20 protein-coding genes are annotated in these 25,494 nt (G+C 67.2%); 5 read left to right on the forward strand and 15 right to left on the reverse strand.

Annotated features, from left to right (window positions below):
- Window positions 1-398: 398 nt before the first annotated feature.
- Complete coding sequence (locus tag ACFXNW_RS18255) at window positions 399-1,421, forward strand: hypothetical protein (RefSeq protein WP_379418877.1); 1,023 nt, start codon at window positions 399-401, stop codon at window positions 1,419-1,421.
- Window positions 1,422-1,610: 189 nt separating this feature from the next.
- Here the strand turns inward: ACFXNW_RS18255 and ACFXNW_RS18260 are convergent, their stop codons facing one another.
- From ACFXNW_RS18260 to ACFXNW_RS18305, 10 genes are all read right to left on the reverse strand, one after another.
- Window positions 1,611-3,032, reverse strand: a complete 1,422-nt coding sequence (locus tag ACFXNW_RS18260) for a cutinase family protein (protein WP_379418878.1) — start codon at window positions 3,030-3,032, stop codon at window positions 1,611-1,613.
- A gap of 364 nt (window positions 3,033-3,396) precedes the next feature.
- A complete protein-coding gene (locus ACFXNW_RS18265) occupies window positions 3,397-3,723 on the reverse strand; it encodes a hypothetical protein (RefSeq protein WP_379418879.1) in 327 nt (108 codons plus the stop codon).
- Between the two features lie 162 nt (window positions 3,724-3,885).
- A complete protein-coding gene (locus ACFXNW_RS18270; RefSeq protein ID WP_379418880.1) occupies window positions 3,886-4,515 on the reverse strand; it encodes a hypothetical protein in 630 nt (209 codons plus the stop codon).
- 593 nt (window positions 4,516-5,108) lie between these two features.
- The gene (locus ACFXNW_RS18275; RefSeq protein WP_379419087.1) at window positions 5,109-6,128 is read right to left on the reverse strand and encodes an NlpC/P60 family protein; all 1,020 of its coding nucleotides are present in this window, start codon (window positions 6,126-6,128) and stop codon (window positions 5,109-5,111) included.
- On the reverse strand, window positions 6,128-7,135 hold the full coding sequence (locus tag ACFXNW_RS18280; RefSeq protein ID WP_379418881.1) for a replication-relaxation family protein: 1,008 nt from the start codon (window positions 7,133-7,135) through the stop codon (window positions 6,128-6,130). Before ACFXNW_RS18280 ends, ACFXNW_RS18275 begins: the two co-directional genes overlap by 1 nt.
- Window positions 7,136-7,179: 44 nt before the next feature.
- A complete protein-coding gene (locus tag ACFXNW_RS18285) occupies window positions 7,180-9,675 on the reverse strand; it encodes a type IV secretory system conjugative DNA transfer family protein (protein ID WP_379418882.1) in 2,496 nt (831 codons plus the stop codon).
- On the reverse strand, window positions 9,672-12,665 hold the full coding sequence (locus tag ACFXNW_RS18290; protein WP_379418883.1) for a PrgI family mobile element protein: 2,994 nt from the start codon (window positions 12,663-12,665) through the stop codon (window positions 9,672-9,674). Before ACFXNW_RS18290 ends, ACFXNW_RS18285 begins: the two co-directional genes overlap by 4 nt.
- Complete coding sequence (locus tag ACFXNW_RS18295; protein WP_379418884.1) at window positions 12,662-14,182, reverse strand: hypothetical protein; 1,521 nt, start codon at window positions 14,180-14,182, stop codon at window positions 12,662-12,664. Before ACFXNW_RS18295 ends, ACFXNW_RS18290 begins: the two co-directional genes overlap by 4 nt.
- 344 nt (window positions 14,183-14,526) lie before the next feature.
- Window positions 14,527-14,916, reverse strand: a complete 390-nt coding sequence (locus ACFXNW_RS18300) for a pilin (RefSeq protein ID WP_379418885.1) — start codon at window positions 14,914-14,916, stop codon at window positions 14,527-14,529.
- The gene (locus ACFXNW_RS18305; RefSeq protein WP_379418886.1) at window positions 14,907-15,764 is read right to left on the reverse strand and encodes a hypothetical protein; all 858 of its coding nucleotides are present in this window, start codon (window positions 15,762-15,764) and stop codon (window positions 14,907-14,909) included. Before ACFXNW_RS18305 ends, ACFXNW_RS18300 begins: the two co-directional genes overlap by 10 nt.
- 499 nt (window positions 15,765-16,263) lie before the next feature.
- Between ACFXNW_RS18305 and ACFXNW_RS18310 the strand changes: the two genes are divergently transcribed.
- The 3 genes from ACFXNW_RS18310 (at window position 16,264) to ACFXNW_RS18320 (ending at window position 18,789) form a co-directional block, all read left to right on the forward strand.
- Window positions 16,264-16,965, forward strand: coding sequence for a hypothetical protein (locus ACFXNW_RS18310; RefSeq protein WP_379418887.1), 702 nt, complete (start codon window positions 16,264-16,266; stop codon window positions 16,963-16,965).
- Window positions 16,966-17,015: 50 nt separating this feature from the next.
- A complete protein-coding gene (locus ACFXNW_RS18315) occupies window positions 17,016-18,008 on the forward strand; it encodes a TRM11 family SAM-dependent methyltransferase (protein WP_379418888.1) in 993 nt (330 codons plus the stop codon).
- 532 nt (window positions 18,009-18,540) lie between these two features.
- A complete protein-coding gene (locus tag ACFXNW_RS18320; protein WP_379418889.1) occupies window positions 18,541-18,789 on the forward strand; it encodes a hypothetical protein in 249 nt (82 codons plus the stop codon).
- 240 nt (window positions 18,790-19,029) lie between these two features.
- Here the strand turns inward: ACFXNW_RS18320 and ACFXNW_RS18325 are convergent, their stop codons facing one another.
- Together ACFXNW_RS18325 and ACFXNW_RS18330 are read right to left on the reverse strand one after the other, a co-directional pair.
- Complete coding sequence (locus ACFXNW_RS18325) at window positions 19,030-19,845, reverse strand: hypothetical protein (protein ID WP_379418890.1); 816 nt, start codon at window positions 19,843-19,845, stop codon at window positions 19,030-19,032.
- A gap of 149 nt (window positions 19,846-19,994) precedes the next feature.
- Entirely contained in the window at window positions 19,995-20,798 is an 804-nt protein-coding gene (locus ACFXNW_RS18330) for a hypothetical protein (RefSeq protein WP_379418891.1), read from the reverse strand.
- 555 nt (window positions 20,799-21,353) lie between these two features.
- Here ACFXNW_RS18330 and ACFXNW_RS18335 point away from each other — a divergent pair.
- Complete coding sequence (locus tag ACFXNW_RS18335; protein WP_379418892.1) at window positions 21,354-21,944, forward strand: DUF3558 domain-containing protein; 591 nt, start codon at window positions 21,354-21,356, stop codon at window positions 21,942-21,944.
- A 1,614-nt stretch (window positions 21,945-23,558) separates the two neighbouring features.
- On the opposite strand, the gene ACFXNW_RS18340 is transcribed toward ACFXNW_RS18335, so the two are convergent.
- The 3 genes from ACFXNW_RS18340 to ACFXNW_RS18350 form a co-directional block, all read right to left on the reverse strand.
- The gene (locus tag ACFXNW_RS18340) at window positions 23,559-23,744 is read right to left on the reverse strand and encodes a hypothetical protein (protein WP_379418893.1); all 186 of its coding nucleotides are present in this window, start codon (window positions 23,742-23,744) and stop codon (window positions 23,559-23,561) included.
- Window positions 23,745-23,985: 241 nt separating this feature from the next.
- Window positions 23,986-24,894 (reverse strand): pyridoxal-phosphate dependent enzyme, encoded by a 909-nt coding sequence (locus ACFXNW_RS18345; protein WP_379418894.1) that lies wholly within the window; start codon window positions 24,892-24,894, stop codon window positions 23,986-23,988.
- Window positions 24,895-25,041: 147 nt separating this feature from the next.
- Entirely contained in the window at window positions 25,042-25,479 is a 438-nt protein-coding gene (locus ACFXNW_RS18350; RefSeq protein ID WP_379418895.1) for a hypothetical protein, read from the reverse strand.
- Between the last annotated feature and the right edge of the window lie 15 nt (window positions 25,480-25,494).

Below are 25,494 nucleotides of genomic sequence, written 5' to 3' on the forward strand. Positions count from 1 at the left end.
ACCCCGCCGGCCCACTGTCCCGCCCGCACAGCGCGGGGGCCACCCGCCCCCCGGGCTACCCCCCCCGGGGTGGGGCGGGGGCCCCCCCACCCGGGGGCGGCCCCACGGCATCAGCGGCGTGCCGGGCGATGTGGCGTCACCGACCTACCTCATCCGTCGAACATCGGGCGCTTCCCCAACACGGCGCGCCATATATGCACCGGCGGAAGCTAGTGCGGTGACGCTATTGTGTGTGGCGAGCAGGCCGCGCATGCTCAGTTCAGTTGCTCCGCCCACGCCGGGTGGCGACGTCGATGAATGAAGGTCCTCCCAGGGGCCCGCGCTGATCGTTCCCTTCCCCGTCGGCACGATTCGTCATGGCAGGGCGGCGTGGGCACCCTTGCCGGAAACGGAACCCGATGCCGAAGAAGGGCAGCTCCCGAAGCAAGCGCCGCGCCCGCCGTCTGGCTGTTCAACAGAACCTGCGGTACACCGAAGCATTGCAACGCAGCACCGGCGAGTGCGACCCGAAGGAAGGCGAGGATGGCCGGGCCCCGATAAAGATCGATGTCACTGCGCTGGATGCCCTGCACTCCACCATGGACCGGATGCAAGCAACCGACCCCGCCGATGCGGCTGTCGCACTGCTGACCACCTTTCGCGTACTGGCCCTCACCAGCACCGCAAACAGGCTGATCCACGAGGCGCTGCTCGAAGCCGACTTCGAAGTCTACTGGCCTGGAGAAGGCTTCCTCTGTGATGCTCGCCGGCAGTACCTGGGCCTTGCTGTGGAATGGCTCGAGTCCGTGCTTCCCGCCGCTGCCCGGGCGTGTCACCACCACGATCAGGTGAGGATGCTGACGCCACCTGACACAGCGCCCCAAGCGTACGAACCGATGCACTGCGACGGTCTGGTTTGTCCGCCGGACTCGACCGAGAAGGCCCGTCAGCTGCTTCTGTTCCGCACGAACAGCGTCGCGCTTGCGAACAAGTCGGTATGGGAACAGGTCCTCGTGGTGCTCGGGCGAGTCCTCGGCCGTCTCCGAGACCCTCACCATCGCAAAGCATGCCGGATTGCTGCCTTATTGGTGGGCGAGATTCTGCAACCGGGCTCGGGCTCTGGCGGGGCGCGCCGTGACGTCGACCAGCGGATCCTCGCGATCACGGTAGGCCGCCGCAGTGCTGCCGAGCTGGTTGCCGACGAACGGCTAATGCAGCTGTTGCACGAGTCGGTAGCCGCAGCGGCTCACGCCAACGGCTGGTCGCCGATCTCGGCGGTATCAAGCGCACTCGAACACGCTGATCCGAGCTGGATGCCGCAGCGGTGGGGCTATCCATCCGATATCAAACTGATCGCCGCGACCAAGCAGTTCTCGATCCGCCGCCTCCCACGCAAAGGACAGCAGGTGATCGAGATTCGGGGCCGCCGCCGCGCCAGGTAGATCTGTACACCATACCCAGCCGCGTCCTGTTTGGTCGCCCCGCCAGGTCCGACCGACTCGTATCTGGGTATCTGTCTGGGTCATATGGAACCCCCGACGGTCCACAGTTCTCTGGCCGCCGTTGCTCGAGTGCAAGAAAAGATTCACTCCCGCCCTCAGCAAGGAGAGCGGGAGTGAACGCGAGTCCGCTTAGTTGGTCGCGTCGATTCGGGTGGTGAGCCAGTCGAGTAGTTGGCGGACGGGGTTGTCGTAGCCGAGCTGGTGGAAGCCCGAGGTGTAGAACTCGGCGGCTGCGGTGCCCTCGCGGGTCAGGCCGGCGAGCGCTTTGCCGGTGGCGGGATCGGTGGGGTGGGTGAGTTCGGTGGCGAGGCTGGTGATCTGGCTGGCGCCGGTGCCGGTGAGCGCCGAGGCTGCGGTGGCGGCGAGGTCGGCGGCGACGGGGACGAGCCCAGTGAGTTCGATGCCGCCACCGATCGGGTCGCCCGCGGCGAGTTTTCCGGCGGCGCGCCAGGCGATGTCCTGGGCGGTACCGACCGCGTGGGCGACTCGTGCGACGTCGACGCGGGCGAGGATGCCGACGATTTGGGCGGCGATGCCTGTCCAGCCGCTGGGGTCCATCGCTGCGGCCATGGACAGGGCGCGAGCCGCCAGGTGGAGGTCGACTTGATCGGCCATGCGGATCAGCGGGCTGAAGGCGTTGTTCAGCTTGCCGCTGATCCGGTGCGCGCCGGGGATATCGCCCACGACGAGCCTCTGGGGCAGTTGGACGAGGCCGTCGACGATGGCAGGGACGTTCGCGGCGAACTCGGTGAGGCCACCGAGGACGAGGAATACCTGCCGGGTGATCGAAGCCGGATCGAGGCCACCGCTGAGCCCGGTCGCGAAGGTGTCGGTGATGCTTTGCAGGGCAGGGCTTCCGGTGAAGGCACCACCGAGGGCGGAGAAGATCGGCGAGTCGGTGGGCGAGGTCGCGCAGTACAGGTCGCCGGCCGCGCAGACGGTGCGTACTCGGTCGGCGAGGGCGCCGAAGTCGTCGCGGGGGCCGGCGACGCCTTGTCCGGTGACAGGCTCGCCGAGTTGCGGGGTGTCGGGGTTGCGGCGGGGGTCGGACACCAGCCCGACAGCCAGAACTCGGGATTCGGGCAGCGGGCCTCGGCCCTGGCCGATCGAGGCGGCGACCGAGCCGACGATGTCGGCGCCTTGGGCGTACCCGGCCATGACGACCTGGGTGGTGGCGCACAGATCAGTGAGCATTTGTGTCAAAGCGGTCGAACCACCGGACGCCGAGACCGGGTAGGGCACCGCAAGCGCGGCGTAGGGGAGGTAGCGGATGTCGATATCTTTGCCATAGCGGGCACGCAAGCCGTCTCCGATGGGACTCAGCAGCCCGGCGGGACGGATGGGGTCGGCGACCGGGGTGGTTTCACCGGTCCCGGGTGCCAGCACGGCGGTGAACCGGGGGCACGGGTCGGCCGGTGCGGCGGTTGCAGTACCGCTGATGGCGATCGTCGCGGCGGTGACGGCGGCGGCCACGGTCAGCGCGCCCGCCATCCATCGCACGGGCAGCGTGTGGTGACGCGCCCTGGTTCGGGCGCGGTATCGGTTGAACATCGGCGCTCCTGTCGAAGGTCGAGAAGTCCCAGGTGCGAGGAGTTGCTCCTGCACAGTGGGGACTCCCGATCACCGGGCGCTTTTCAACACCAGCCGCACCGAGGGAACCAGGCGCGCCCCTCGGCCGGGCACCCCCGTGGAGAGTCCCTTCTTGTCCCTGCGCAAAGAACCCACGGTGGGCATGCCTGCACGTTGGAAGCCATAGCGGGCTCGGTGTTTTCGCTCCTCGGCGTGTCTGGGATGTGGGCGAGGTGGCGGCCGGGATACTGCTGGTCTAGCGCGATACGCGCCCCGATCGGGATACGGGAAACGCACCCCGCGACCGAAACTGGTCGCGGGGTGCGTCTGTCGCTGGGTATGCCGCCTAGACGGCTGGGGTGTCTCGGTTGGTGGGGGTCCTGTTCCAGGACGCTGTCCATGCGGCGTAGGCGTTGGCGGCCATGGCGTCGGCGGCGTCGCTGGCGGTGGGGAATTCGGGGCCGACCGGGAGTTCGCTGGCCTTGTCCAGCCATTGCCACCGCGTGCCGTCGTCGGATCGGATCGCGCCGATTCGTATCCGTTCACCGTCTGTGGTGATGGCGTAGACGGTCAGCAACAGGTCGTCCCAATAGGGGACCGGTTCGGTGATGACGCGGTAGGGGTGTGTCTCGGTCGCCGCGATCTCGTGTGATGTCGTCGCCTCATTGGACATGATGAATCCCTTTCGAAACCATGAAATTGGGGGTGGATATCCCGCTCGTGTTCGGAATAGGTGAGCCGGGGTGTGGAATTGGTGTCTGAATTCGAACCGGGAGAACCGTGTGGTCCTTCCCAGTTCGGTGGTGGTCGTCTCGCCGGTTCGGGCTGTTCAGCGCTACGGCTTGAGCGCGAACTTTTTCGGCGCGTCATTGGTTTGGTCGGCGACGCCGGTGTCGGTGAGTTTGACCAGGGCGTTGTGGACCGCGCCAGAGGAGCGTTCGAGGGCTTTGCCGATCTGGTGCGGGGTGAACGATTCGCCGGGATGGTCGCGCAGGTAGTCCTCGACCCGTCCACGCAGCCCGCCGGGTGGGAGCTTGTCCGACTTGGTCTCCTGGTCCTGTTCAGGTGTCGGATTAGTGCCCTCGTCTGCTGGTTCGGTATCCCGAACTTCGGGAGCGGTTGTCTCGGTGGCGGTTTCGCCGGGCTCGCTCGCGGCTACAGGGTCGGTGTCGATCGTGGTCGTGTCGAGCGCAACCGATTCGGTGTCGGGGCGGGTGGCTGTGGCGGACCAGGTGTCGGCGGAGCGGGGGTCGTCGGCGTTGGTGTCGCGGTGGGCGAAGTTGTCGGCGGCCCAGCGTGCCAAGGTCTTGCGTGCGGTCGATGCGCCGATTTCAGCGGCTTTTGCCAGCTGGGCGGCGGTGTGGCCGGGGTAGGTGCCCAGCGCGTCCCAGAGCGCTTTCTCGGTATCGGTGCGCAGTTCGGGCGAGCTGGCGGTCGCGGGTTCGATCATGGTGTTTGTGGGCATGACTGTTCCTCAGCTATTCGAGTTGGAAAGTGGGGTGGGTCATGTCCCGGCCGGGACGGTTGCCCGTGGCACCTGGATGGTTCCGGTGCGTGGGGTTCCCGTATTCATGGACGCTCGATACGCCGGTGAATGTCAAGCTGATTGGTGAAATGAATTCCCGGGCGTTCCGTTGACGCTGGTCGGAGGTATTGTTTCGGTGATATCGAATTCGGTTCCGCCGCTGGGTTCGCGGATTGCGTTCCCACGCAACAGGTCCCCTAGTTCTATTGAGAACTCAGGGAGTCAAGGGAACTTAGGTCATTCATTCTCGGTGGGGTGCACGTGCCGGCGTGGTTCCCAGGGAAGGCGTTCGGTGAAGAGGTGCTCGCCCGCCATTGGGCGCAGCGGCGTGGGCACAGGGAGTCTTTGTGCTCGCATTCCTGTGGTCGGGTGGTGAGGGGGATCTCGATTTGCTCGATCCGGTGCACGAGGTGCGGGCTTCCCTGCGGCTGGTGGCAGTTGTCGACGAGTGTGCTGATCGTCTTGCGGGTCGCCATGGCGGTGTCCTCTCGAAGGATCGGGTGCGGAATCGGCGCTCCGGGCTTCGCTGGTGGTCAGAGTTGCTGGCTGCCACCGGGTGAGGCCGGGTGGGAGAGGGGGCGTGTCGCGCCGAAATACTGGTCGCCTTCCCACCGATAGGGAGCGACTTGGACTGGTTGTCCGAAGGTGGGTGCGTTGACCATCTTTCCGGCGCCGACGTAGAGGCCGACGTGGTGGAGGTTGGCCGCGGTGCCGTAGAAGACGAGGTCGCCTGGTTGGAGTTGGTCCTCGGGGACGGGGGTGGTGGCGTGGTATTGGTCGTGGGCGACGCGGGGGAGGGTGATTCCGGCGGCGGCGAACGCGGCTTTGGTGAGTCCGGAGCAGTCCCAGCCGCCGTCGGCGGGGCCGTTGCCGCCCCACACGTAGTCCATTCCGAGCTGGTCGCAGGCGAAGCCGATCACGGTGATCGCGGCGGGGTCGGCTGCGCGGATATCGGCGCAGTCGCCGCTGCCGGGACGGTGTTGTGGAGGGGCGGGGGTGCCGTAGCGGTCGGCCTGGTCGAGGACTTTCCGGACATACCAGTCGGCATTGTTGTAGGTCCAGATCGCCGCGTACATGTCCGAAGGCGCGCCGGAGTCACACAGGTAGTAGGCGGCAGCGTGGACGGCGTCGCTGGGGTTGTACCGCGAGGGCGGGCTCGCGCCGCCGGGCGGCATGGGCCGGCGGGATACCACTTGGTCGAAGGTGGGCGCGAGGAATTGCATCGGCCCGCCGGCCCCGGCGAAGTTCTCCCCGGCGGCGACTCCGGGGAGTTGGGCGCGGCCGTGGTCGGTTTCGATCTTGCCGATCGCGGCGAGCACCGACCAGTCCAAGCCGGGACAGACGCTGACGGCCCGCTGGTAGAGCACCAGCATGTCCGAGGGGATGTCGGTGATGGCTTCGGGACTCGGCACGGACGTGGAGCCACCGCCTGCCGAGGGCGGGGTGAGCGGGCCGGTGTTGTGGTCGAAGACGACGACGGTGGTGACGACCGAGGCGATGACGACAACGGTGAACACGACCGCAGAGCAACCTGCGGCGAGGGCTTTGAGCATCACAGCGGCTCGTCGCGGGGCGGAAGCGGCGGCGGCGCCGGGAGCAGCTGATGCGGGCCGGGGTCGAGGGAATCGGTGGTGGTAGCGGTGTTCTGTTGCGGCGCGACGGTGAGGTGGGGCCAGGCGGCGGCCAGCTGGTGCAGCCGCAGCCTTCCGGTTGCGGCGGACTCCAGGGGCAGCCAGACACGGTCGGCGGGACTCGCGGACGGGCTGACGTGGTGTAGCAGGTCGGCGGCGGCGGTCGCGACCGGAACAGCGCCAGGTTCGGGGAGGTTGCGGTGGCTGATGGTGAGGGCATGGCGCAGGTGGGTTTCCCGGTCGGCGCTCGGGGTCCAGATGAGCAGTGGGGTGGTGATGCCGGTGGTGCGGGCAAGTTCGGCGTAGCCATGGAGTTTTCGGGTGACTTGGCCGGTATTTTCGCTGCCGAGGTCGTATTCGAGGAAGAAGTCCAGGGTGTGGCCGCGATGGGTGTAGCGGCCGTAGCCGTCGGGGCGGGTGAGGTCGCCCCACAGGCGTTGACAGCGGGTTTCTGACCACCAGGCGGTGAGCCCGCTGTCTTGGTGGTGGCGGTTGGCGAGGCGGGTGAACCAGTCGTTGACGCCGACGGTGTGGGCCAGGCTCAGGCTGTGGGCGATGGCGACTGCGCGCTCGGATCGATACGCGAGATCGCGGACGTCGACGCCGATCTCGGCGGCCAGCACCGCGGCTCCGGCTGGGGCCAGCACCCAGTGCGCGGGCGCGCTTCCGGCCGCGCGGAATGGGCGGAATCTGTCGATGACGGCGGCGCGGTGCAGTAGCAGTAGGCGGCGGCGGGCGATCTTGAGTGTCGGGAACGCAAGCACCGCGAGTTGCGGGGTGGTCAGGACGCGGTGCTCGTGCAGCATCCGCAGGATCCACCGGTCCCGGCGGGTGAGCCGCATGGCCAGCGCCGCGTGCTCGGAACCCGGGAGCGTGGCGGAGCGGCGGGCCGGGCGCAGGCTTGTCTGACGGGCAGGTCGGTTGATCATCGAGATGGGTCCTTCCACACGCGAGCCGGGCGACGAGGTCAGGACTAGCGCGGATCGCCGCGCATCTTCTTCATCGCCGGGGGTGCACCGGATGTGGTGGTCGCCGAGGCCGAGTGACGGCGGTTGCGTTGTGCGGTGCGGATGGTGCGGGCGCGCCCGGGTACAGGGTCGGGGAGTGGGCGGGTGGTGAGAGTGAACGGTGGGGCTTGTTGGCCGTGGACAAGGAGGCGGGCGGCGGCGTGGAAGGCGTCGAGGTTGGCCAGGTCGTGGCTGGACAGCCAGGGTTCGGTGTGGCGGGCCAGGGCGCGGGCGTCGTCGGGGGAGGCGGAGAAGATGATCTTGTTGCGGGCGTTGGCGGAAATGCCTTCCCGCAGTTCACGGGAGAGCTGTCCCAGGTTTTGGTGGGCCAGGGTGAGGGACAGTCGGAGGCCGCGGGCTTCGGCGAGCATGTCCTCGACCGGGGTGGACAGGTTGAGGAAGTTGTGCGCCTCGTCCAGGACGAGGCTGGCGTCGGGGCGGGTGGTTCCGGGGTGGCGGGTGCGGGCGGTGGTGGCTTGCCAGGTGCGGGCGACGAGCAGGGACCCGACCAGGCGTGCGGTTTCCTCGCCGAGGGAGCCTTTCGGGAGTCGGGCCAGGCAGATGCCGCCGTGGTCGAGGACGTCGGCGAGGTCGACAGTCGAGGGGCCGGCGGCGATAGCTGCCTTGACGAAGGGCCGCAGCAAGAACGCCCGGAGTTTGTTCAGCAGCGGGGCGATGGTTTGGGCGCGGGTGGCTTCGCCCATCTCGTCGTAGCTGGTCCAGAACCCTTTCAGGACGGGGTCTTTGATGGTGCGGGTGAGTCGGGCGCGGGTGGGTTCTTCCAGGAGCAATCGGGGGAGGTCTGCGAGGGTGGCGACGCCGGGCTGGGCGCACAGAGTGAGCAGGCTCGCACGCAAGACGTCGTCGGTGCGTGGCCCCCAATGCTGGGAGTAGATGCGGTGAAAGATGGTGACCAGGTTGTCGACGGCGAGATCGATATCGGCGTCGCGGGTGTCGAGCGGGTTCAAACACGGTGGTCGGGTGCGGGAGTCGGCGTCGAAGAGCACCACGCGCTCGGCGTGGCGGGCGGGGAGCAGGTCGAGGATGTCGGTGATGAGGTCGCCTTTGGGGTCGACGACCACCAAGCCGCGTTCGCACTCGGCGTCGTCGAGGATCATCTGGGCGAGCAAGGTGGATTTGCCGACGCCGGTGGCGCCGAGGACGTGCAGGTGATGGCGGGCATCGGCCACCCGCACCGCGACCGGCCGTCCGGTTCCGGTGTCGGCGACGCCGAGGGGTTTGGTGTGCGGGCCGCCGGTGGCGATCTCGGCGACCGGGCCCACGGCGCGGGCTCCGGCACGTTGCAAGCCGGGGATCCCGGAACCGTGTGGCAGGTGCGCGATCCCGGCCAACTCCGGCACCGACAGCAGGTCCCCGCGCCGCAGCCATCGCCGGTCGAGGACCCCAGCGAGGTGGGGTCGGCGGTGGCGGCGGTAGTAGTTGTGGTCGGTGGCCGACCCGAACACCGCCGCCAACGCGTGCGCCCGCCCCCGTACGACGGCCCGCTCACGGGTGAGGGTGGCGCGGTCGGCGTCGGCGGGTACCACGGCGGCGACCGCATAGCGCACAACGGTGTCCCAGTGCGAGCCGCGCGCCTTGTCCGCCGCCGCCCGAGTCCGGGCACTCACCTCCAGCGCGGCCTGCTTATCCCCGGCCGCAACCGACGACGGAACGCGCCGTGCGGTTCGACGGGCTGGGCCGGGCATGAGCAGATCCAGCAGCTCGATCAGCACCCTTCTCGTGGTCTCGCCGCCCGTCGCGGTGGGGTGAGGGATGCGGCGGACGCGGCGGCCGGTGACCGGGCGGGCCAAAATCTGCACGCAGGCGGCATGGTCGGGGTCGAGGTCGGCCGCGGCGGTGATCAGGTCGCGCACCGGGTCACCGCCGCCGTAATCGATGCGGATCGGCAACGACTCGGGGCGAGCCAGCCGCAACTCACCCCCGGCCAGGACACGCCGCTGCCCGACAGCGGCGGCAGGTAGCGGCGGTCGGGCGGGTTCGGTGCCGGTCCGTGCGCCCGGCCACGCCGATTCGACCGCCCGCTCCACCAGCCCCGGCGGAACCGTGCCGGGCACCCAGAGCCGGATCCTCACCCCATCGGCTGGAGTGACGATGTACTCCATCCCCAGATGGGGTTGCCCGAACATTCGCCGTCTCCAGCGCGGCCGCAAGAGGCCGATCAAGTGCGACCACAAAGCCGCCGCGCCCGCCGGGTCAACGGTTGGTGGAGCCAGCACCACCACTTCCCGCGCGTCGCGGGACATGCGCGCCTGCCGCAGGCGGTCGACGAGCCGGATCACGGTGAGCGCGGCGACCGCTACTGCCGCGAGACTGAGGAGCGTCCTCGGCTCGCAGAGCGCCTGGACCAGCGCACCCGGGTCGGTGAATGCGCCGAGCACGGTGCCCGGATCGGTCAGCAGCCGAGACAGCCAGCCCTGCGATGGGTTCGCTGTGGTGCTCATCGGTTCTCGTCTCGCAGTTCGACGAACCCGTCCTCGCCGTCGGTGTGGAGGTAGCCCTCGGTGTTTTGGTCGGTGGCGGTGTTGTTGGTTGTGGTGGCGGCGATTTCGCTGGGGTCGCTGGTGATGAGGTCGTTTTCGAGGGGGGAGGCGAGGGTGGCGAAGACGCTGCGGTGGGTGCCGGTGGCGAGGAGTCCTTGTCCGCGTCCGGCGGAGAGCAGGAAGTGGCGTTCGCCGTCGGAGAGGGAGAACGCGGCGGCGATGTCGTCGATGGCTTGGGGGGCTTGGCGTAACAGGATCTGGGTGGCGGCGTTGGAGACGATCGCTGTGCCGAGGTCGCTGCTGAGGACGTCGTCGATGTCCTGGGTGGCGATGGTGAGCCCGGCCCAGTATTTGCGGAACGACTTCGCCGCACGTAGCAGGAATTCGGCGCCGGCGGGCTGGCGCATCAGCCACCACGCCTCGTCCACGGTCACCAGCCGAGGCCGCCGCGTCGCCGGGTTCGACACGCGCCGCCAGGTGAGGTCCAGGGCCAAGAGGGTGCCGATCGTTTTCAGCTCATCCGGTAACTCCCGCAACGAGAACACGACCATCGCCCCGTCGGGTGAGGTCGTGGTGGGTCCGTCGATCAGCCCGGCGAACGCCCCGCCCTCGACGAACGGCGACAACGCCGCCGCGAGGTCATCACCGACGGTTGAACCGCCGGCGATCAGCTGCTCACGCACAGAGCTCAGCGTCGGGGCGGGCTGGGTCCAGGTGGTGGGGTCGTCGGTGATGCCGGTCGCGACGTAGGCGGCGGTCAACGCGGTGTCGAGCATCGCGCGCTGCGCCGCGCTCTGTTCGCCGAGCAGTACCCGGAACAGGGTGTGGGCGAACAGTTTGCGGCGCACGAGTGCGTCGGTGGGGGCGGTGCGGCGGCCGTCGGTGAGGGTGTGGATGTCGAGGTCGAATGGGTTGATCCGCACGCCGGGGGCGCCGAGAGGCAGGTAGGTGGCGTCGACGGCATCGGCCAGTGGCCGGTATTCGTCTTCGGGGTCGATGGCGATGACCTCGATCCCGCGATACAGCGACCGCAGGATCTCCGCTTTCACCAGATAGGACTTGCCGGCTCCGGAGCGGGCAAGGACGACGGCGTTGTGGTTGTGCTGCTCGGTGCCGAACCGATCCCAGAACAGCAACCCACCCGCGGCGTCACGGCCGTACAGGACACCGGTGGGTATGGCGGCGGCGACCGGGTCGTCGACGGGCAGTTGCGGGGAGTTGAACGGGAACGCCGCGGCGAGGGCGTCGGTGTCGAAGGTGCGGGTCAACCCGATCGGGTCGAGACCCACCGGCAGGGTGGCCGTCCAGCCGGGTACGGCGCGGTAGGTGAGCGGGCAGGTGTCGATGAGCAGACTCGCGGCCAGTGCACGGACGGCGGCGATTTCGTCGGCGAGTTCGGCTTCGGAGCTCGCGTGCACGGTCAGGTAGATGCCGACGCTGTAGAGGCGGCCCTCGCCGCGCGCGACCCGCGCGGACAGATCCGCGGCGTCCTCCACGGCGACCTCGACCTGCGGATCGCTCACGCGGCCGTGCCCGGAGTCGTGCAGCCGCGTCGATTCCAGGCGCCCGAGCTGGCGGCGAAGCCGCGCGGCGGCGGTCGCCGGATCCACCGGCGTGATGTGCACGGCGACGTCGAGGCGGCCTGGATGGGTCAGCAGCGGTGATAACCAGCCCGGCGCGACCTCCCGCGGATACCCGGTGAGCGCCAGGGTCGCGAGGTAGTCGGAGCCGACCTTGAGATGCCGCGCCCCGATCGTCAACGACTCCGGTGCGAACGGCGACTCGGCGGTGCGACGGAAACCTCTGCCGCGCAACCCGAACCAGCCGCGGCTGGTAGTAGCGGGTTCGTCGATATCGGTTTCGGTGTCCGACGGTGCGGTGATTTCGGCGCTGGTTGACTCGTCTCGGGTGATGACGGCTCCACGTAGGGCGGTGTCGGCCGAGGCCGCGATGAGGGAGCCGGGGTTGCAGGCGCCGGCGAGGACAGCACTCGCTTGGAGTTCATCGAGTGCGGTGATGGTGATCCCGAGCGGTGTCAGCAGCTCGCGGGCTTCGGCGAGTCGGCGCAGCAACCGGGCTTCGGCGGAGCGCCGCGCGGCCGAGGTCACCGTGTGATGGGCACGGTGGCGCGAGAACCACCAGCCGAGCACCATCGCCGACGATGGTCCGCCGAGCCCGGCGACGGGCATGGTGCCGAGGTCGAGGGGTTCGCGCCAGACCAGCAGGACTTGGTGGCGGAGCAGGTCTTCGATGGCGGCGAGGTCGGCGAGGTGATCGGCGTGAGCGTGGGCGGTGACCGCGAGCTGGTCGGACATGTCTTCGGTCGCGCGGCGGAGTCCGGCGATGTGGCCGGACAGGTCCAGCCGGGTGGAACGGATCAGGATCTGCACCGGCTGGGCGAGTGAGTGCAGCCAGCCACCGAGCTGGCCGACGAGCGCTTGCTGCTCCTCGCCGGTCCGCAGCGACAGATTGACCGTCCCCGCAGCGGCGACCACGGCCAGGCCGTCGCCACCGAGATCGACCACACCGACCTGGTCACCGCCAGTGGTGGTCACCGACTCCGGCAGTCGCGCATCACGCTCGGACAGCGGCTGCGCGACAGGCGCTTTCGGTCGGTGTGTGGCGTTGGCGGTCAACCAGTGCGGGGGCACGCCGGTCGCGGGTGTGGTGGTGAGGTGGCGGGGTCGCAGCGTGTGCCCGATCGCGGCCAGCAGGAGTCGGTCGGCGGTGAGCCCGTCGCGGGTGGTGAGGACCAGCACCGCGACGATGGCGGCGATCGGGACCGTGGCCGCGACGAACACCAGCGGTGGGATCAGGGGCCGGGTGGCGGTCCATGTGAGGTAGCCCAGCGTTGCGGTGATGGCGAGGATCGCGAGTTGGCGGGCGGTGAATGGGCCGATGATGCGGTCGCGGCGGTCGACGTCGGCCGGGATACGAATCGAGGTGGTCATCGAGATCCTCCTCCGGGTGTGCGCCGATTGCGGCGGGGAACAGGCAGATTCGGCAGCGGCAGATGAAGCTGCCGCCCGCGAGGTGGTTCCACCGGCGGCGGCAGCGGCGGTGGTGGTGCGGGGCGGGCCGCGCGCGGCACCCGTTGCACCGGGATCGGCAGCTGGTACTGGCCATCGCGGCCCACCCGCACGCGGGCGTAGGGGTCGGGCGGGTCGAAATCGAAGGCCAGCTGGCGGCCTCGCAGGCCACGCCGCCTCGTCGGCGACACCGGGTCAGGCGCTGGCTGCGCGGCTCGCGGCACCCGCTGGACCGGGATGGGCAGCTGGTACTGGCCGTCGCGGCGCGCACGGGTGCCTTTGTAGGGGTCTGGTGGAGTGAAATCGAACGCCAACTGACGACCGGCCGGACTACGCCGACGCGCCGGTGCCGGTGCCGGTGCCTGCTGCTGAGGCGGCGGTTGTGGTGATGGGCTGCGGCGGGTGCGGTGGACGCCGTCCAGCGGCAGCATCAGCTGGCCATCGCGGGTCGCGCGCACCCGCGCATACGGATCCGGCGTGGTGGGTCCACCGGCAGTGCGGCCCGTTGTGCGGGGGAGGGCGGGGCCGCGAGGACGCTGCGGTGGCGGCGGCCGCAGTGCGGAGCCGACGGCTTTCTCGCCGGATCGCAGCAGCCCGAAGGTCTTGTAGGCGAGGTAGCTTTTGACGACGGTCGCGGTGAACGAGCGTCCGGAGTTGAGTTTGAGCGAGGACAGCAGCCAGAACGGCACCTTGATCAACAGCACCATCACCGCCAGCGCGACGAGCAGACTCACCGCGCCGTCGCGGTTGGCTCCGAAAAGTCCCCAACCGCCGGGGGTGAGGAACACCCGCAGAATGGTGATGAGCAGCAGCGACTGCACGATCTGGATGGCCAGACACGCCGCGAACGCCCGCCACCACCACCGCGCGATACCGTCCACGCCCGGGAGGGCGTGGCACATGAGCGCGAGCGGGGCCGCGACGATCAGCACGACGGTGATCGCGACTCGGATCACATACACGATCAGCAGCACAGTCACCGCGATCACCAGCGCTGTGCGCAGCAGCAGGTTGAACAGGACCGCCGGAGCGCCGCCACCGACCGAGGCGAGCTCGCGCAGCGCGACCCCCGCCGAGTCCGGTTCCACGCCCTCACCCGCCAGCGCCAAGGCCAGGGCGTTGGCGAAGCGGATCGCCATCCCGGCGATGGTCATACTCATCGCGCCCGCGATGAACCCGACCACCATGCGGGGCAGCAGCTCTCGCACACCCCACCGGGTCTGGGCGACCTCATACAACATCAGCAAGACCCCGACGGCCATCACCAGCAGCCCATACATCGCCAACACCAGCTGCCACGACTGCGACCACAACTCACCGCTGCGCGGCAACTCGTCGGGCTCCGGCGTGGTCAGCAGCGTCCCCGACAGCAACTCCAGCAGCGGATTGAGCGCGGAATCCACCATCCGCTCGAAGAACCCATCGATCGCGCGCTGCACACACCCGCCGATATCCCGAACACCGCAATCGGGCTCACCAGACCCGAACGAACCATCCGGCGACGTCGGGAAGGTGGGAGTGATCGGAAACCGAGGAGCTGTCGGCGACTGGGGAGTTGCCGGGTCCGTTGGTCCCGGCAGCGGAGTGGCCGGGGTCGGGGTGGGTGGGGCGGTCGTTGCGGTCGGTGGGGGAGTCGGTGCGGGCGCTGGTGGCACGTCGTTGGGTTGGGCGGCGGCGATCGCGTTCCCACACACCACGATCACAAGTGTGGTGAACGCTGCCAGGAGAACGCGTCGCCGTCCAGGGCTCGGTGGCCAACGGCCGAAGGGTGGCAGGGCCATGGTCAAGCACCCACGATCGACTTCAAGACCTCGACGACCACCGGGGCCAGCATCGCCAGCGCAAACCCGATGCACGCTCCCCTCAGCGCGGTCTTTGCCTTCTCCACCTCGCCGGGGTCGCCGGATGCGATCAAATATCGGGCACCGCCGATGGTCAGGCACACCGTCGCGATCAACGCCAGGATCCCCACCAGCCAGTCGCGGATGTTGTTGAGAACCTCTTCGAACGAATCCGCCACCGCCAGCACCGACACCGGCTGCGCACCAGCAGAACCCGCGGCCACAACCCACACCACGATGGCCAGCCCCGTTGCCGCGAGAACGCCGGCGCTGTGGCGCAGGATCCGATGGGATCGAGCAGAGAACTTCAACGACGAACGTGTTATGCGCATCGGCGATCCACCTCCATGGCAGCTGGTTGCGCGGGGTCTGCCGAGGAACGCCCGCACTCGCACACACCGTCTGGCGGGTCCGTGTTCAACACCGACATCCGGCCTTGGCCACGCGGGAGCACGCCGCCACGTTCACGGCCAGCAACGACATGGTTGGGCGACGGGGCAGCATGCTCGTCGTGGTCGCGGGCGCGTTCGGCGAGCCAAGTGGCGAGTTTGCGTTCGGCGCGGCGTCGCACCTGCTGCAGTGCTTTGTAGGAGCCGCCACGCTCCGCGGCGACCACGGTCAGCGACCGCCGCTCCAATCGGGTCGCCGCGATCAGCTCCGCCGCCTTGACTGTGATGACGCCCTCGGCGACAGCGTCGGCGAGCGCCAGTTCCGGGTGCCCGGCCGGTGCGGTCCCGAGATGCTGTCCGGCCGTGTGGTGATCGCCGGCACCGGTGAGGTCGGCGTCCGGGCGCGGCGCGGCCTGATCGGCGAGCGCCCACGCCCGCGCGCATCGGTAGGTCGCCCACCCGATGCGGTGCAACACATACGGCCGACCCAGATCCACCCGCGTCAACTCCGTGACGAACCCCGCCACCACCGTCGCTTCGACGTCCTCGCGCGAGCGCATCCAGAACTTCGCGACCCGCCGCGTGAGACCGGCCAACATCGGCAGCGCCACCCCCACACACGCCACCACCGCCGCCTCACCATCACGGCGTGACCGCTCGATCAACCGCACCCATATCGCGTCCACCACCTCGATCGGCACGGCCGGATCCAGCAGCAGCTCCCGCAGCTCGCCCCACGACACCTCCCGCCCCACCCTCGCCACACCGGGCGGCACCGGTTCATCGGCCATCCGATCGAACGCTGCCCGCATCACCCCCAACGGCGACCCCGACCGGTACCCCCGGTGGTGGTGGGGCAACCCCCGATTCGACGCATCCATCTCGGCTCCCTAGATCGGCGAGAACAACATCTGGCCGAACCAGGTCACACAACCCACGCCACCGAAACGCCACCGAACAACCACCGGCCGTCCACCACACACCCCGACACCAACCAGCAGCGGCCACACCCGAATCGGTCGACCCACCGCTGGCGCGCACGCCCGCTACCTGCACTTGTGTCGATCCGGTGGCGCCACCGTGGCGATCCGTGTCATCAGAAGTCGACGAAACGAACCGGGATTCGAGCACGGGAGCGGGCATGCCGAACCCGTCATCCACCTCGCCTCAACCCCATCGAAGGAAGCCGACGAGTCCGCCCCGTTCACCTGTCACCGGATGTTGAAAACCGTCGTCCCCTCCGGAGTCGAAGGGATGCACCCGCATTCCTCGACGCCAGGAGCGTTCCTCATGCCCACACCCGCACACGATCGTTCACCACGCCACAACGCAACCACTGGCGCGCACCGCAACCCGCGCAAGCAGGCGGTCCCGTCGACCATCTGGGCCGCCGGACCCGACCCCATCAACCGCGCCGACAGGTGGCCCGCACCGATCGTGACGCGCGCGGCCACCGAGTTCAGCCAACCCGGCGACCGCGTCCTGCTCGCCACACCAATCAGCCCACACCACCAACCGCGAGCACACACCCGAACCGCCGCGGCAGCCGCCGGCCCCTACAGCGCCATCGAAGCACTCGGGCGCCACACAGCGATCCTGCCGATCTTCACCGAATGGGACACCCCTGCCGCAGGACACGAGCCAAACGCGGACGCCGACCTCATCCTCGCCAGCCTCCTACCCACACATCCCGGCGAACCGGTCGTCGACCGCCTCGCCGCTCTCGCCGCGCAGCGTCTCCGCGCCGGCGGCGTCCTCACCGTGCTCACCCGCAACACCCACGCCAGCGACGGCACCCTCCTCGACACCACCGGCTCCATCGTGCACGCCGCCCAAACCTGCGACCTGCTCTACCTCTCTCACATCGTCGCCACCCCCATCCACAACGACACCATCACCCCCGACCCCACGCCACCACCGAACGATGCCCGCCCGACTCCCCGCCACCAGGTCGTGCACACCGACGTTCTGGTCTTCCTCCAAGCCCGCTGACACCACCACCCCGGCCACCCGACCGAGAACCGATGCCAGAAAGGCCCGCCATGACCAGCAACCCCACACCCGCCGACACCACCAACCACATCACGCAGCCGGTGTCGGTATGGGCCACCGCCCAAACCTCCCCAGCATCCCAACGCAGTGGTCGCTACCACCCCGACAGCACCGCCCACCCCGCCAAAATGCTGCCCGCCGTCGCCGCCCACGCCATCACCCACTACACCCGACCCGGCGACCTGGTCCTAGACCCCATGTGCGGTATCGGCACCACCCTCGTCGAAGCCATCCATGCGGGCCGGCGCGCTATCGGCGTCGAATACGAAACCCGCTGGGCCGACATCGCCCGCACCAACCTCGACCTCGCCCGCGATCACGGACTCGACCACCACGCCACCGTCTACACCGGCGACGCCCGCAAACTGCCCACCCTGATCCCCGACCACTACCGCGACAGCGTCGATCTCGTCATCACCTCACCGCCCTACGGCGACTCCACCCACGGCCAAGTTCGGGTCAAACCAGGCGAAGGAGTGCACAAATACAACCACCGCTACGGTGCCGTCCTCGACCGCGGCAACCTCGCCAACCTCGGCCTCGGCCGACTCCTGTCCGGTTTCACCCGCATCCTCACCGGCCTCACCCCCTACTTGCGGCCCGGCGGCCACGTCGTCATCACCGCCCGCCCCTGGCGCCAACACGCCGAACTCGTCGACCTACCCGCCCACCTCATCACCTGCGCCACCCTTGCCGGCCTCACCCCCGTCGAACGCTGCGTCGCACTCCTAGGCCGCCTCATCGACGGCGACCTCATCGCCCGGACCTCCTTCTTCCAACGCGACTTCATCACCAAACAACGCACCGCCGGACTACCCATCCACCTCATCGCCCACGAAGACGTCATCGTCCTCCAACGCCCACTGAACTCCTCGAGTTCACGGGAACTGAAGCAATTTCGGCGTGAACGTGAGTGGCCGTCGGTGCCGTTTAGGCCGTTCGGTGCTCGGGTTGACATCGAATCCGAAGATTCGGCGGCGTGAGTGTCGCTCAGAGTTGGTGGGGCGTTGGCATCCAGCGCATTGCAGTGGCGTCGAACAGCCTGAAGACCACCGACAGGTGCAGCGGGTCCGCGCCCCAAGCGTCCCGGCTGGCGTTGGTCGATGGTCACACGGTGTTCGCGAAGGCGATCCCGATCCGAGACGGCTTCGCCGACCGGTACCGGATTGAAGGCGAGACCGCGACGCAGCTCCCCGCGGGGATCCCGGCGCCGGCGGGTGTGTGGTTCACGCTGCAGCGGCACGGAATCGGCGTGGGAAGTCAAGTCGTGCCCATGAAATCGCGTGCGTCGATCTGTTCTTCGCCTCCCAGCTGTAGCTGATCGCCTGCGACTCCCGTACTCGCTTCAGTGTCGGCGGCGGAACCGGCAGCGCCATCACTCTTCGTTACGCACCGATCCGGATGGAGACCTGACCGGCTGGGGCAGGGCGATATCGAGGATGCCCGGCCCGCCGTTCTCATCGGCCGGCTCGACGATGTACTCGAAATCGGCGAATTGGATGGAACCGCACCGGCGTGAGAAACGTCAGATACCACATGACGATCGAGGAGTTTGTCCTGTCCCAGATCAGGTACGACGCGTCCGCCGCGATCGGCACCGGAGGAATCGCCGAGCCGTCGCCACAGATGTGCGCCGTCGCCGCGCAGCAGAGCCTGTTCGCCATGGCGCAGCATCTGCGTGGAATACCGGGCGATTCGATGATGACCTGCCTCGCCAACCTATGGGCCGACCGAGCGGGATTCCAATCGGAATGGACGCTATAGCCGCAGAGTTGGGGCGGCCTTGCTCGGTCGGCGTGATTCACCCCGATCGAGCAAGGCATGCCGCTTCATGGGCGTGCTGATCTGCGTCCTTACGGTGACCGCCTGCACCATTTAGCTCGAGCATGCGATGTTCGCGTCACAGGCCCCATTTCAGGGACGGACCGTCCCCGTCAATCGCGCCGACCTTTCTAGACCGAGCGAACAAGGCCGTACCGATGCGCGCTGTGTCCGTGTGGCCTTTCATCCGTTCCTGTGGGCTTTGACCGCGGCCACAGCGACCTGGCGGGTTTCGGCGCAACCGTAGCCGGTGACGTGGATGGCCTCGAGCCACTTTTCGGTCTTGCCGTCGTAGGTCATGATCGGGAAGGTGTGGTCGGCACCGACGAAGACTTTGATCTGGCAGAACTCGTTGTCGCCGCTGGTCTCTGTGGCGTCGACGCCCACGATCCTCAGTCGGCGGTCTTCGTCGGGTACGTAGCGGGCATGTTCGGTAGAGACGTTGATGTATCTGACGGTGTAGCGGTTACGGGCGGTTTCGCTGCTGTCGGGTTCGCCTGCGTAGACGTCGCATTCGAACGGGTTGAGCCCGAGGAAGTCGAAGGTTTGGCCGGGGGCGAATGCCGCAGTCAATCCTGTACACGGGTCGATCTTCCAGCCCTTGGTATCGGGCATGGTGGTTGAATCCGCGCGCTGGGGTGGGTTGTCGAGCTGGGGTGCCGAGCCGATGACGATCTGGCGGAGTTTCTGGCACAGCTGCTCTGGGGGACCGCTGATCGAGTAGAAGAATGCGCGGTCTTCGTCAAAGAACAAGCTGATGTGGCACAGGTCGCCGCCGTCGAGGGTGTATGCGTCACGGTCGCCGACCTGGAACTTCGTGCCACCGTCCCCTACGGCGGACACCGACATCGACACACTGACAGAGTTGATTTGTGTCGCAGGGTCGAACCGCATTTCGCACTCGTCAGCGTCTAGGCCCGGGCCGATGAATCGCGGTGCGCCGACGGCAGCGGTGACAGCAGCTTGATCCAATAGCCCGCAGGGATCGATGCGGCGCACTCGATCTCGGTCCGCCAACGCCTGGAGCGTTTGATCGTCGACGTTGGCTCGGTAGCCCAGGCCTGCCGGGATTGCGAGGCCGTCGACCGAGATGCTGCAACCGGTCGCCATCAGGATCACGAATCCGGCGACCAGGGTGTACAGGCGCTTCACTGGTTGGCTCCGAACAGTTCGACCGCGTCTGGCGCCAGCTTCCGTACCGAGGGGCAGCTTCCGCTGAGCTTCACCATCGCTTGGATGGTTGCGCTGGTGCGGACGGATTCCTTGACCTCGGCGCCGGGCAGGACTCCGTCGACGGCCGGTCCCACGGGGAACCGCAGGTAGCAATCCTTGGCGCCGAACGGGTTGTCCTTCTCCTCGACCAGCGCCGGACGGCCGGAGAAGTTCTCCACCTTTTCCTCACCCAACGGCGTCATCGGCCGACCGCCATAGGTGACTACGAACGAGGCTCCCAAGATCTCGTTGCCCGACCAGAACTTGCACTCGTATGGGGTCGTCGTGGCGTCGAATCTGTCGACGGTGAAGCCTTCGGGCAGGTGTTCGAGCAGCTCGCAGGGGCGGCGATCTGTCAACGGCACCCGGACCCGCGCGTTGTCCCTTCGAGGGACGCGGTTTTCAGCGAACGCCGTCACCACATCGGTCACGACCTCGGCGGCCACCTTGCAGTTGGCGTCCCTCTGGTTGGAGAATGAGTCGACATCAACGGTCAGATACGGGACCGGGGGCACTTCCTCGATGTCGGGCACAGCGGAGGTTGAAGTGTCTTGCGTCGAGCTGTGGAACCGCATCGGCACCTTGTAGGCGCACTCAAAGTCCAAGTCCCGAAGCCAGTCGATCGCGACCGACTCACCAGCGATCTCGGCCGGCGTGTCCCGCTCGGACGGCTCGTTGGCAGCCAAATTGATCGTGACCGTCGATGTCAGCCGTTGCCCGGGAATCATCACCCGCACCACGCACTCCGATATCGACATCCACGGGCCTGCGGTCACCACGCGGCCGTATCGGGCGAGCGCGTCCTGATTGATCAGCGCGCACGGATCCACTGATCGGATTTGGTCGGCCACACGCAATTTCGCATGGTCGCCCGAGGGTACTTCTCTTCCGAACGTGGTGTACGTCTGCGGCGCCGCGGAAGCCATGATCGGCCTGCCGTCGCCGCCGGATGCGGCCGGCGCCTGCGAACAACCCGCGACCGCTGCAACGGCCAGCACTACCGGCAGCAGCCTCACCAGGGCATGCATGAACCGGACCCCCCTTTCCAGAAGAAACGCCGGTCAGCCTACCGTGCGCAATCGGCGATCAACGACACAGAGTGTCGCCGAGAACCCCATCATCACCGCGAATCCAGCGTGCGGTGCCGGTTGCATCGCCGTAACTCGCACCAGGGAATCTGTAGGTCGGTCAGCGATAGCGGTTGCTAACCTCAGGGCCGACTCCTTCGCCGTCGGGCAGGGCCTCAGCGGTTCTCACACGGGAGGTGAGGTCGAATCCAGCAATACGGGGGTTGAATGAACATCAAACGCATCACGATTGGTGTGTTCGGAGCATTGAGCGCGACTGTCCTGGTGGCCAGCTGCGGGTCAGTTGTGGAAGGTTACGCCGTCCCGGCAGGGGAGATGCTGGACGGGCGACCGCTCGCCGACGAGGTGCCGAGCGGGTTTGACCCGTGCACCGATATCCCCCAGTCAGTACTTGACTCCGAAGGACTTCACGGCACCAACGCCGGTGGTGCGCCATCCAAGGACGAGAACTGGAATCGCGGCAAGGGCGCCCGGTGGCTCGGTTGCATCTGGGTCGTGTCGGACGGATACTCCGCTGGCATCGCCGTCACAAACCTGACTCTTGACCACGTCCGCCACGCAAAGCACCTCACGATCGCACGCGAGGCGACGGTGGCAAGCCGCGCCGTGGTAGCTACTCACGAGGCAGACACCACGGCGACCACAGACTGCAAGCTTTACGTGGACATGGTGGGAGGCAGCCTCGAGATCGGTGTCGGCAACATGCCATCGGCACGAAAAACCGGCCACCTCTACTCGTGCGACCTCGCGGTGGGGCTCGCGGAGAAGGTCGTACCGCTGATCCCGGACGGCGTGTAAGTCGTGCCTCGCTGAACAACGAGAGAAGGGCGCGACCGCTCCGGCACCTGTCGAGTCGAGCGAAGCCATGACCGCCGAATGGAATTCGGCATGCCCCGACTCAGCGACCCCCGCAGTGCTGCTGCCTGGACGAGTTGTGATCGTTGCCGGTGGCGCACACTCCGATCCACTGCGGCCGTTTCGGTCTGGCGTTCACGTGGTCGCCTGCGGGGTGTATCGGACCGTGCTCGCGTAGACGCAACCGGATGACGGTAGCGATGTATCGGGGTCTGGATCGGGACCCTGGGCGGATGCCCGCTTCTGCGACGAAAGTTCCGTACGAGGGCAAACCCTCTGCCTACGTAGTCGGGATCGCGTCAGCCGTCAGCGGCGGATCGTGTTGTTGCAATATTGCAGAATGAAGCTTTCTGCCAGGGGCTTCCGCGTTCGCCACCGGCGAAACCATGATTGAGCAGGCCGACCGGTATCGCCCAGATATTGCCGGGCTGGTGCGTCGCATTTGTCGGTTGTGATGTGGTCCAATATCTCCGGCGCACCACCCGGGCTGGCCACCAGAACGGGCGGTGCCGCCGACCGGCCAGAAGATCGACACGCACGCCGGACCAAGATCGAAAGTTTGTTGGTGCCCGCGTTCGTATGACGGTGGATGCCTCTAGACTTCGGTTGGTTCGACGGGCTGCGCGTTCTCGGTCCACGAGTCTTCTCTGCTTTTGCCACCTTCCAGGCGGAAGGTCACCGACCTGCCGCCGCAACTCGGCGGCGGCTGTAGTAGAAGGAGGTTCGGTGGATCTCGATCCGCCTGGACTGTCGGACAACACTCCGCCGAGGGGCGAGCCCCCCGACAGAGTGGTGGACGCAGTCAAACGTTGGGGTCTGGCTGTCGCCGCAGGGTTCGAAATCCTCGCTGAGGTGTCGGACCAGTTATACGGCGACAGCCTGGCAACTACCGTTACCAGGCTGTCGGCCGTGTCACTGTTCGCGATCGTGGGCTCTATTTCCTCGTCGCGACAGTGATCCTGCGGTGCCCGGATCGTCAGGCTGCCACCTGATGGTCCGGGCACTTTCCTTTTAACAGGACATCCATACGGTAACGCGACTGACACCTGTTACCGCTGATGGGTTAACGGGTTGTGGCACCACTCACACACTCGTGCGTTGTGTGTGGCAGGGAGACTACCCGTTTACCGTGGTCGAACATTAAAGGACTCGCATCACAACCAGGTGACAAATTCCTGTCCACTACGCGTCCTCTTAGGGATGCTGACATGCGTACCGCCTAGTCCAGTGGGGTTTGCGCGAGGTAACGCCAAGTCGGCGCTAATAATGTAACGATTCGATAAACCGTCGCCATGTATTCCCTTGTGCGTCAAAGCATTCGGTTCTGCGTGAGTTGGCGGCCAGCGTCTAGGAGAGTAAATCGACTCCCGCCTGCGGTGTCGACACTGCTGGGCGCGAGCGAAGCGGCCCGATACCCATCTGACGTTCTTGCAAATGCAATTGCATTTGCAAGAACGTCGTGCCTCCGTGGGTGCGAGTTCTTGCGCGTCGTAGGGTCTGGAGCGTGGAGGTGGGTGGGCTGCACGGTGATTGGCGCCATCGAGGTGCCGCTGGGTCCTATTCGTCCTCCTCGGCGAACAGCAGGGTCGCAACGGCGAGGTGGACCATGCAGTCGTCAGGTCGATGTTCACGGTGTAGGTCGAGCAACTCCCACGCGCGTTCACGGGTGAGATCCAGTAAGTGAACTTGGCACAGGTGTTCAGCGAGGCGGCCGTCTGCTTGGACGTAGGTCCTGTCGTGCATGGGTTCCGACCTATCGATGGATGGACGTTTCGAAGGCGTTGCTGTGCTTCGGCTGGGACATCGGCCTGTCCGAGTTCCGGTGGCGATGACCCGTTACCGCTGTGTGGGTCTCCTGGAGGGATTGAGCGCGTGGTGCATAGGGCAATGCCGTCGCGGCGGCGGGTGGCCGGCGCAACCCACTTGCTCGGCGTGTGCCCTCCGGTCATGTGCGGATGTTGTGTGCCAGTGACGGAATGGTCTGTCATGTCGGATGGTCCGAGTCGTCGGCGTCGAATGCTGTGCAGAGGACGACACATGCTCGTCCGGCCACCAAGGCGCTACTCGCCGAATCGGTCAGGGCGGCGAAGGCTGCCGCAGCCCTGGCTCCGATCACGAGCCCGTATCTGTTCGAGAGGAGTTCGCGTGCCGCTGCGGTCTGCGGGGATCCGACACCTATCGACCGGGCAGCTGCCATCGGCGTCTGCCCAGGCAGTGCGGGACGACCAGCGAGTTCACCACGACCGGGGGTGGGAGTGGTGCCCTGGTTGTCAGCGGTGGTGGTGACGACAGGTCGGATACCGAAATGATGTGCGGCGGTGACGATTCCCGCGACAACTGCGTTGCTGGAGCCGGACACTACGATGGTTTCGAGCCCGGGAATCGCTGTGTGCAGCTCGGCCACGATGGCGCCGATTCCCGCCGCGACGAGAGGGTCGTCGTTCGGGTCGATGCGAAACGCGCCGGTGGCGGTGGCGAACCTCGCGCATTCGGCTACCGGATCGACATCGTCCGCGATGATCCGAACGTTCGACGCCTGGCGTCGCGGCAGATCGGTGGCTCTACTTCCGGTGAATATGGTGGCCTGGACGCCGAGGCGGCTCGCGGCGTACGCCCATGCTCTGGCCTGCCTGCCCGCGGCAGTGACCGTGATCCCGGCGTCGGGCAGCGTTCCGTCCTCGCGGTGGGTTGCCAGGCAGTTGAACGCGCCTCTCGTCTCGATCGATCCCTGGTGTTGCATGAACTCCAGCCCGAACCAGGTCGGCTGGTGTTTGCCGCCCGCACCAGAGCGAGTCCCGGGATCCAACGCTGAGACAGCAACGGGACGAATGAGCCCGGCGAGACAGTCGGTGGCAAGCTCGATATCGGTGAAGTACAGCCTGTTTCGGATCATGCCGTCGGTTCCGGGTGGCGCCGACTGCCGTCGGCGAGTGACAACCATGGGTGTACGGCGGGACGTCGCGTCATCGTTGAGGCACCTTCCGAGAATGGAGTCGGAGAGCTACCCGGGGATTGATGGCCCGGTAGCCGATCGTCGGAGTCAGCAAGACGGTGATGCATCTGTCGGCGACGCGAGCCGATACATGCGGCGGTCGATACCGGTGACCAGGTCGTCGTAGGTCTCGATCAGCCTGGCGAGATCGGTCCAGGAATCATGCACTCGAGGGTCGTCGGCGCCGAGGGTCATCAGCAGTCGATAGGCGCGAACCTGGACCTCGGCGATCCGATCGATCAACCCACCTACCGTCGCCCGAATCAAATGCGCCCGGGGATGCGGTGTCGGGAGCCTCGAATCGAGCCACTGATTGATGGAATCCACAAGCCCCCGCACGTCGGCAAGGAGGTCGGCGGTTGCAGGGCCGTCGAGAAGCTTGCCGTGGACAACACCAAGCTCATACGCGAAGCGAAGGAGCGGATGGCGACCAATGTGATGGCCCCGAACCGCAGACAGTAGTGAATCCTGGGCGGGCCACGCCAAATCCGTAGCGTGGTC

This window comes from Nocardia sp. NPDC059180 (genome assembly GCF_042754945.1).
Classification (GTDB): domain Bacteria; phylum Actinomycetota; class Actinomycetes; order Mycobacteriales; family Mycobacteriaceae; genus Nocardia.

Excerpts from the sequence above, each read along its gene's own strand:
- ACFXNW_RS18255 (WP_379418877.1), top strand. The coding sequence starts at position 399 with ATGCCGAAGAAGGGCAGCTCCCGAAGCAAGCGCCGCGCCCGCCGTCTG.
- ACFXNW_RS18260 (WP_379418878.1), bottom strand. The coding sequence starts at position 3,032 with ATGTTCAACCGATACCGCGCCCGAACCAGGGCGCGTCACCACACGCTG.
- ACFXNW_RS18265 (WP_379418879.1), bottom strand. The coding sequence starts at position 3,723 with ATGTCCAATGAGGCGACGACATCACACGAGATCGCGGCGACCGAGACA.
- ACFXNW_RS18270 (WP_379418880.1), bottom strand. The coding sequence starts at position 4,515 with ATGCCCACAAACACCATGATCGAACCCGCGACCGCCAGCTCGCCCGAA.
- ACFXNW_RS18275 (WP_379419087.1), bottom strand. The coding sequence starts at position 6,128 with ATGCTCAAAGCCCTCGCCGCAGGTTGCTCTGCGGTCGTGTTCACCGTT.
- ACFXNW_RS18280 (WP_379418881.1), bottom strand. The coding sequence starts at position 7,135 with ATGATCAACCGACCTGCCCGTCAGACAAGCCTGCGCCCGGCCCGCCGC.
- ACFXNW_RS18285 (WP_379418882.1), bottom strand. The coding sequence starts at position 9,675 with ATGAGCACCACAGCGAACCCATCGCAGGGCTGGCTGTCTCGGCTGCTG.
- ACFXNW_RS18290 (WP_379418883.1), bottom strand. The coding sequence starts at position 12,665 with ATGACCACCTCGATTCGTATCCCGGCCGACGTCGACCGCCGCGACCGC.
- ACFXNW_RS18300 (WP_379418885.1), bottom strand. The coding sequence starts at position 14,916 with ATGCGCATAACACGTTCGTCGTTGAAGTTCTCTGCTCGATCCCATCGG.
- ACFXNW_RS18305 (WP_379418886.1), bottom strand. The coding sequence starts at position 15,764 with ATGGCCGATGAACCGGTGCCGCCCGGTGTGGCGAGGGTGGGGCGGGAG.
- ACFXNW_RS18310 (WP_379418887.1), top strand. The coding sequence starts at position 16,264 with ATGCCCACACCCGCACACGATCGTTCACCACGCCACAACGCAACCACT.
- ACFXNW_RS18315 (WP_379418888.1), top strand. The coding sequence starts at position 17,016 with ATGACCAGCAACCCCACACCCGCCGACACCACCAACCACATCACGCAG.
- ACFXNW_RS18335 (WP_379418892.1), top strand. The coding sequence starts at position 21,354 with ATGAACATCAAACGCATCACGATTGGTGTGTTCGGAGCATTGAGCGCG.
- ACFXNW_RS18340 (WP_379418893.1), bottom strand. The coding sequence starts at position 23,744 with ATGCACGACAGGACCTACGTCCAAGCAGACGGCCGCCTCGCTGAACAC.
- ACFXNW_RS18345 (WP_379418894.1), bottom strand. The coding sequence starts at position 24,894 with ATGATCCGAAACAGGCTGTACTTCACCGATATCGAGCTTGCCACCGAC.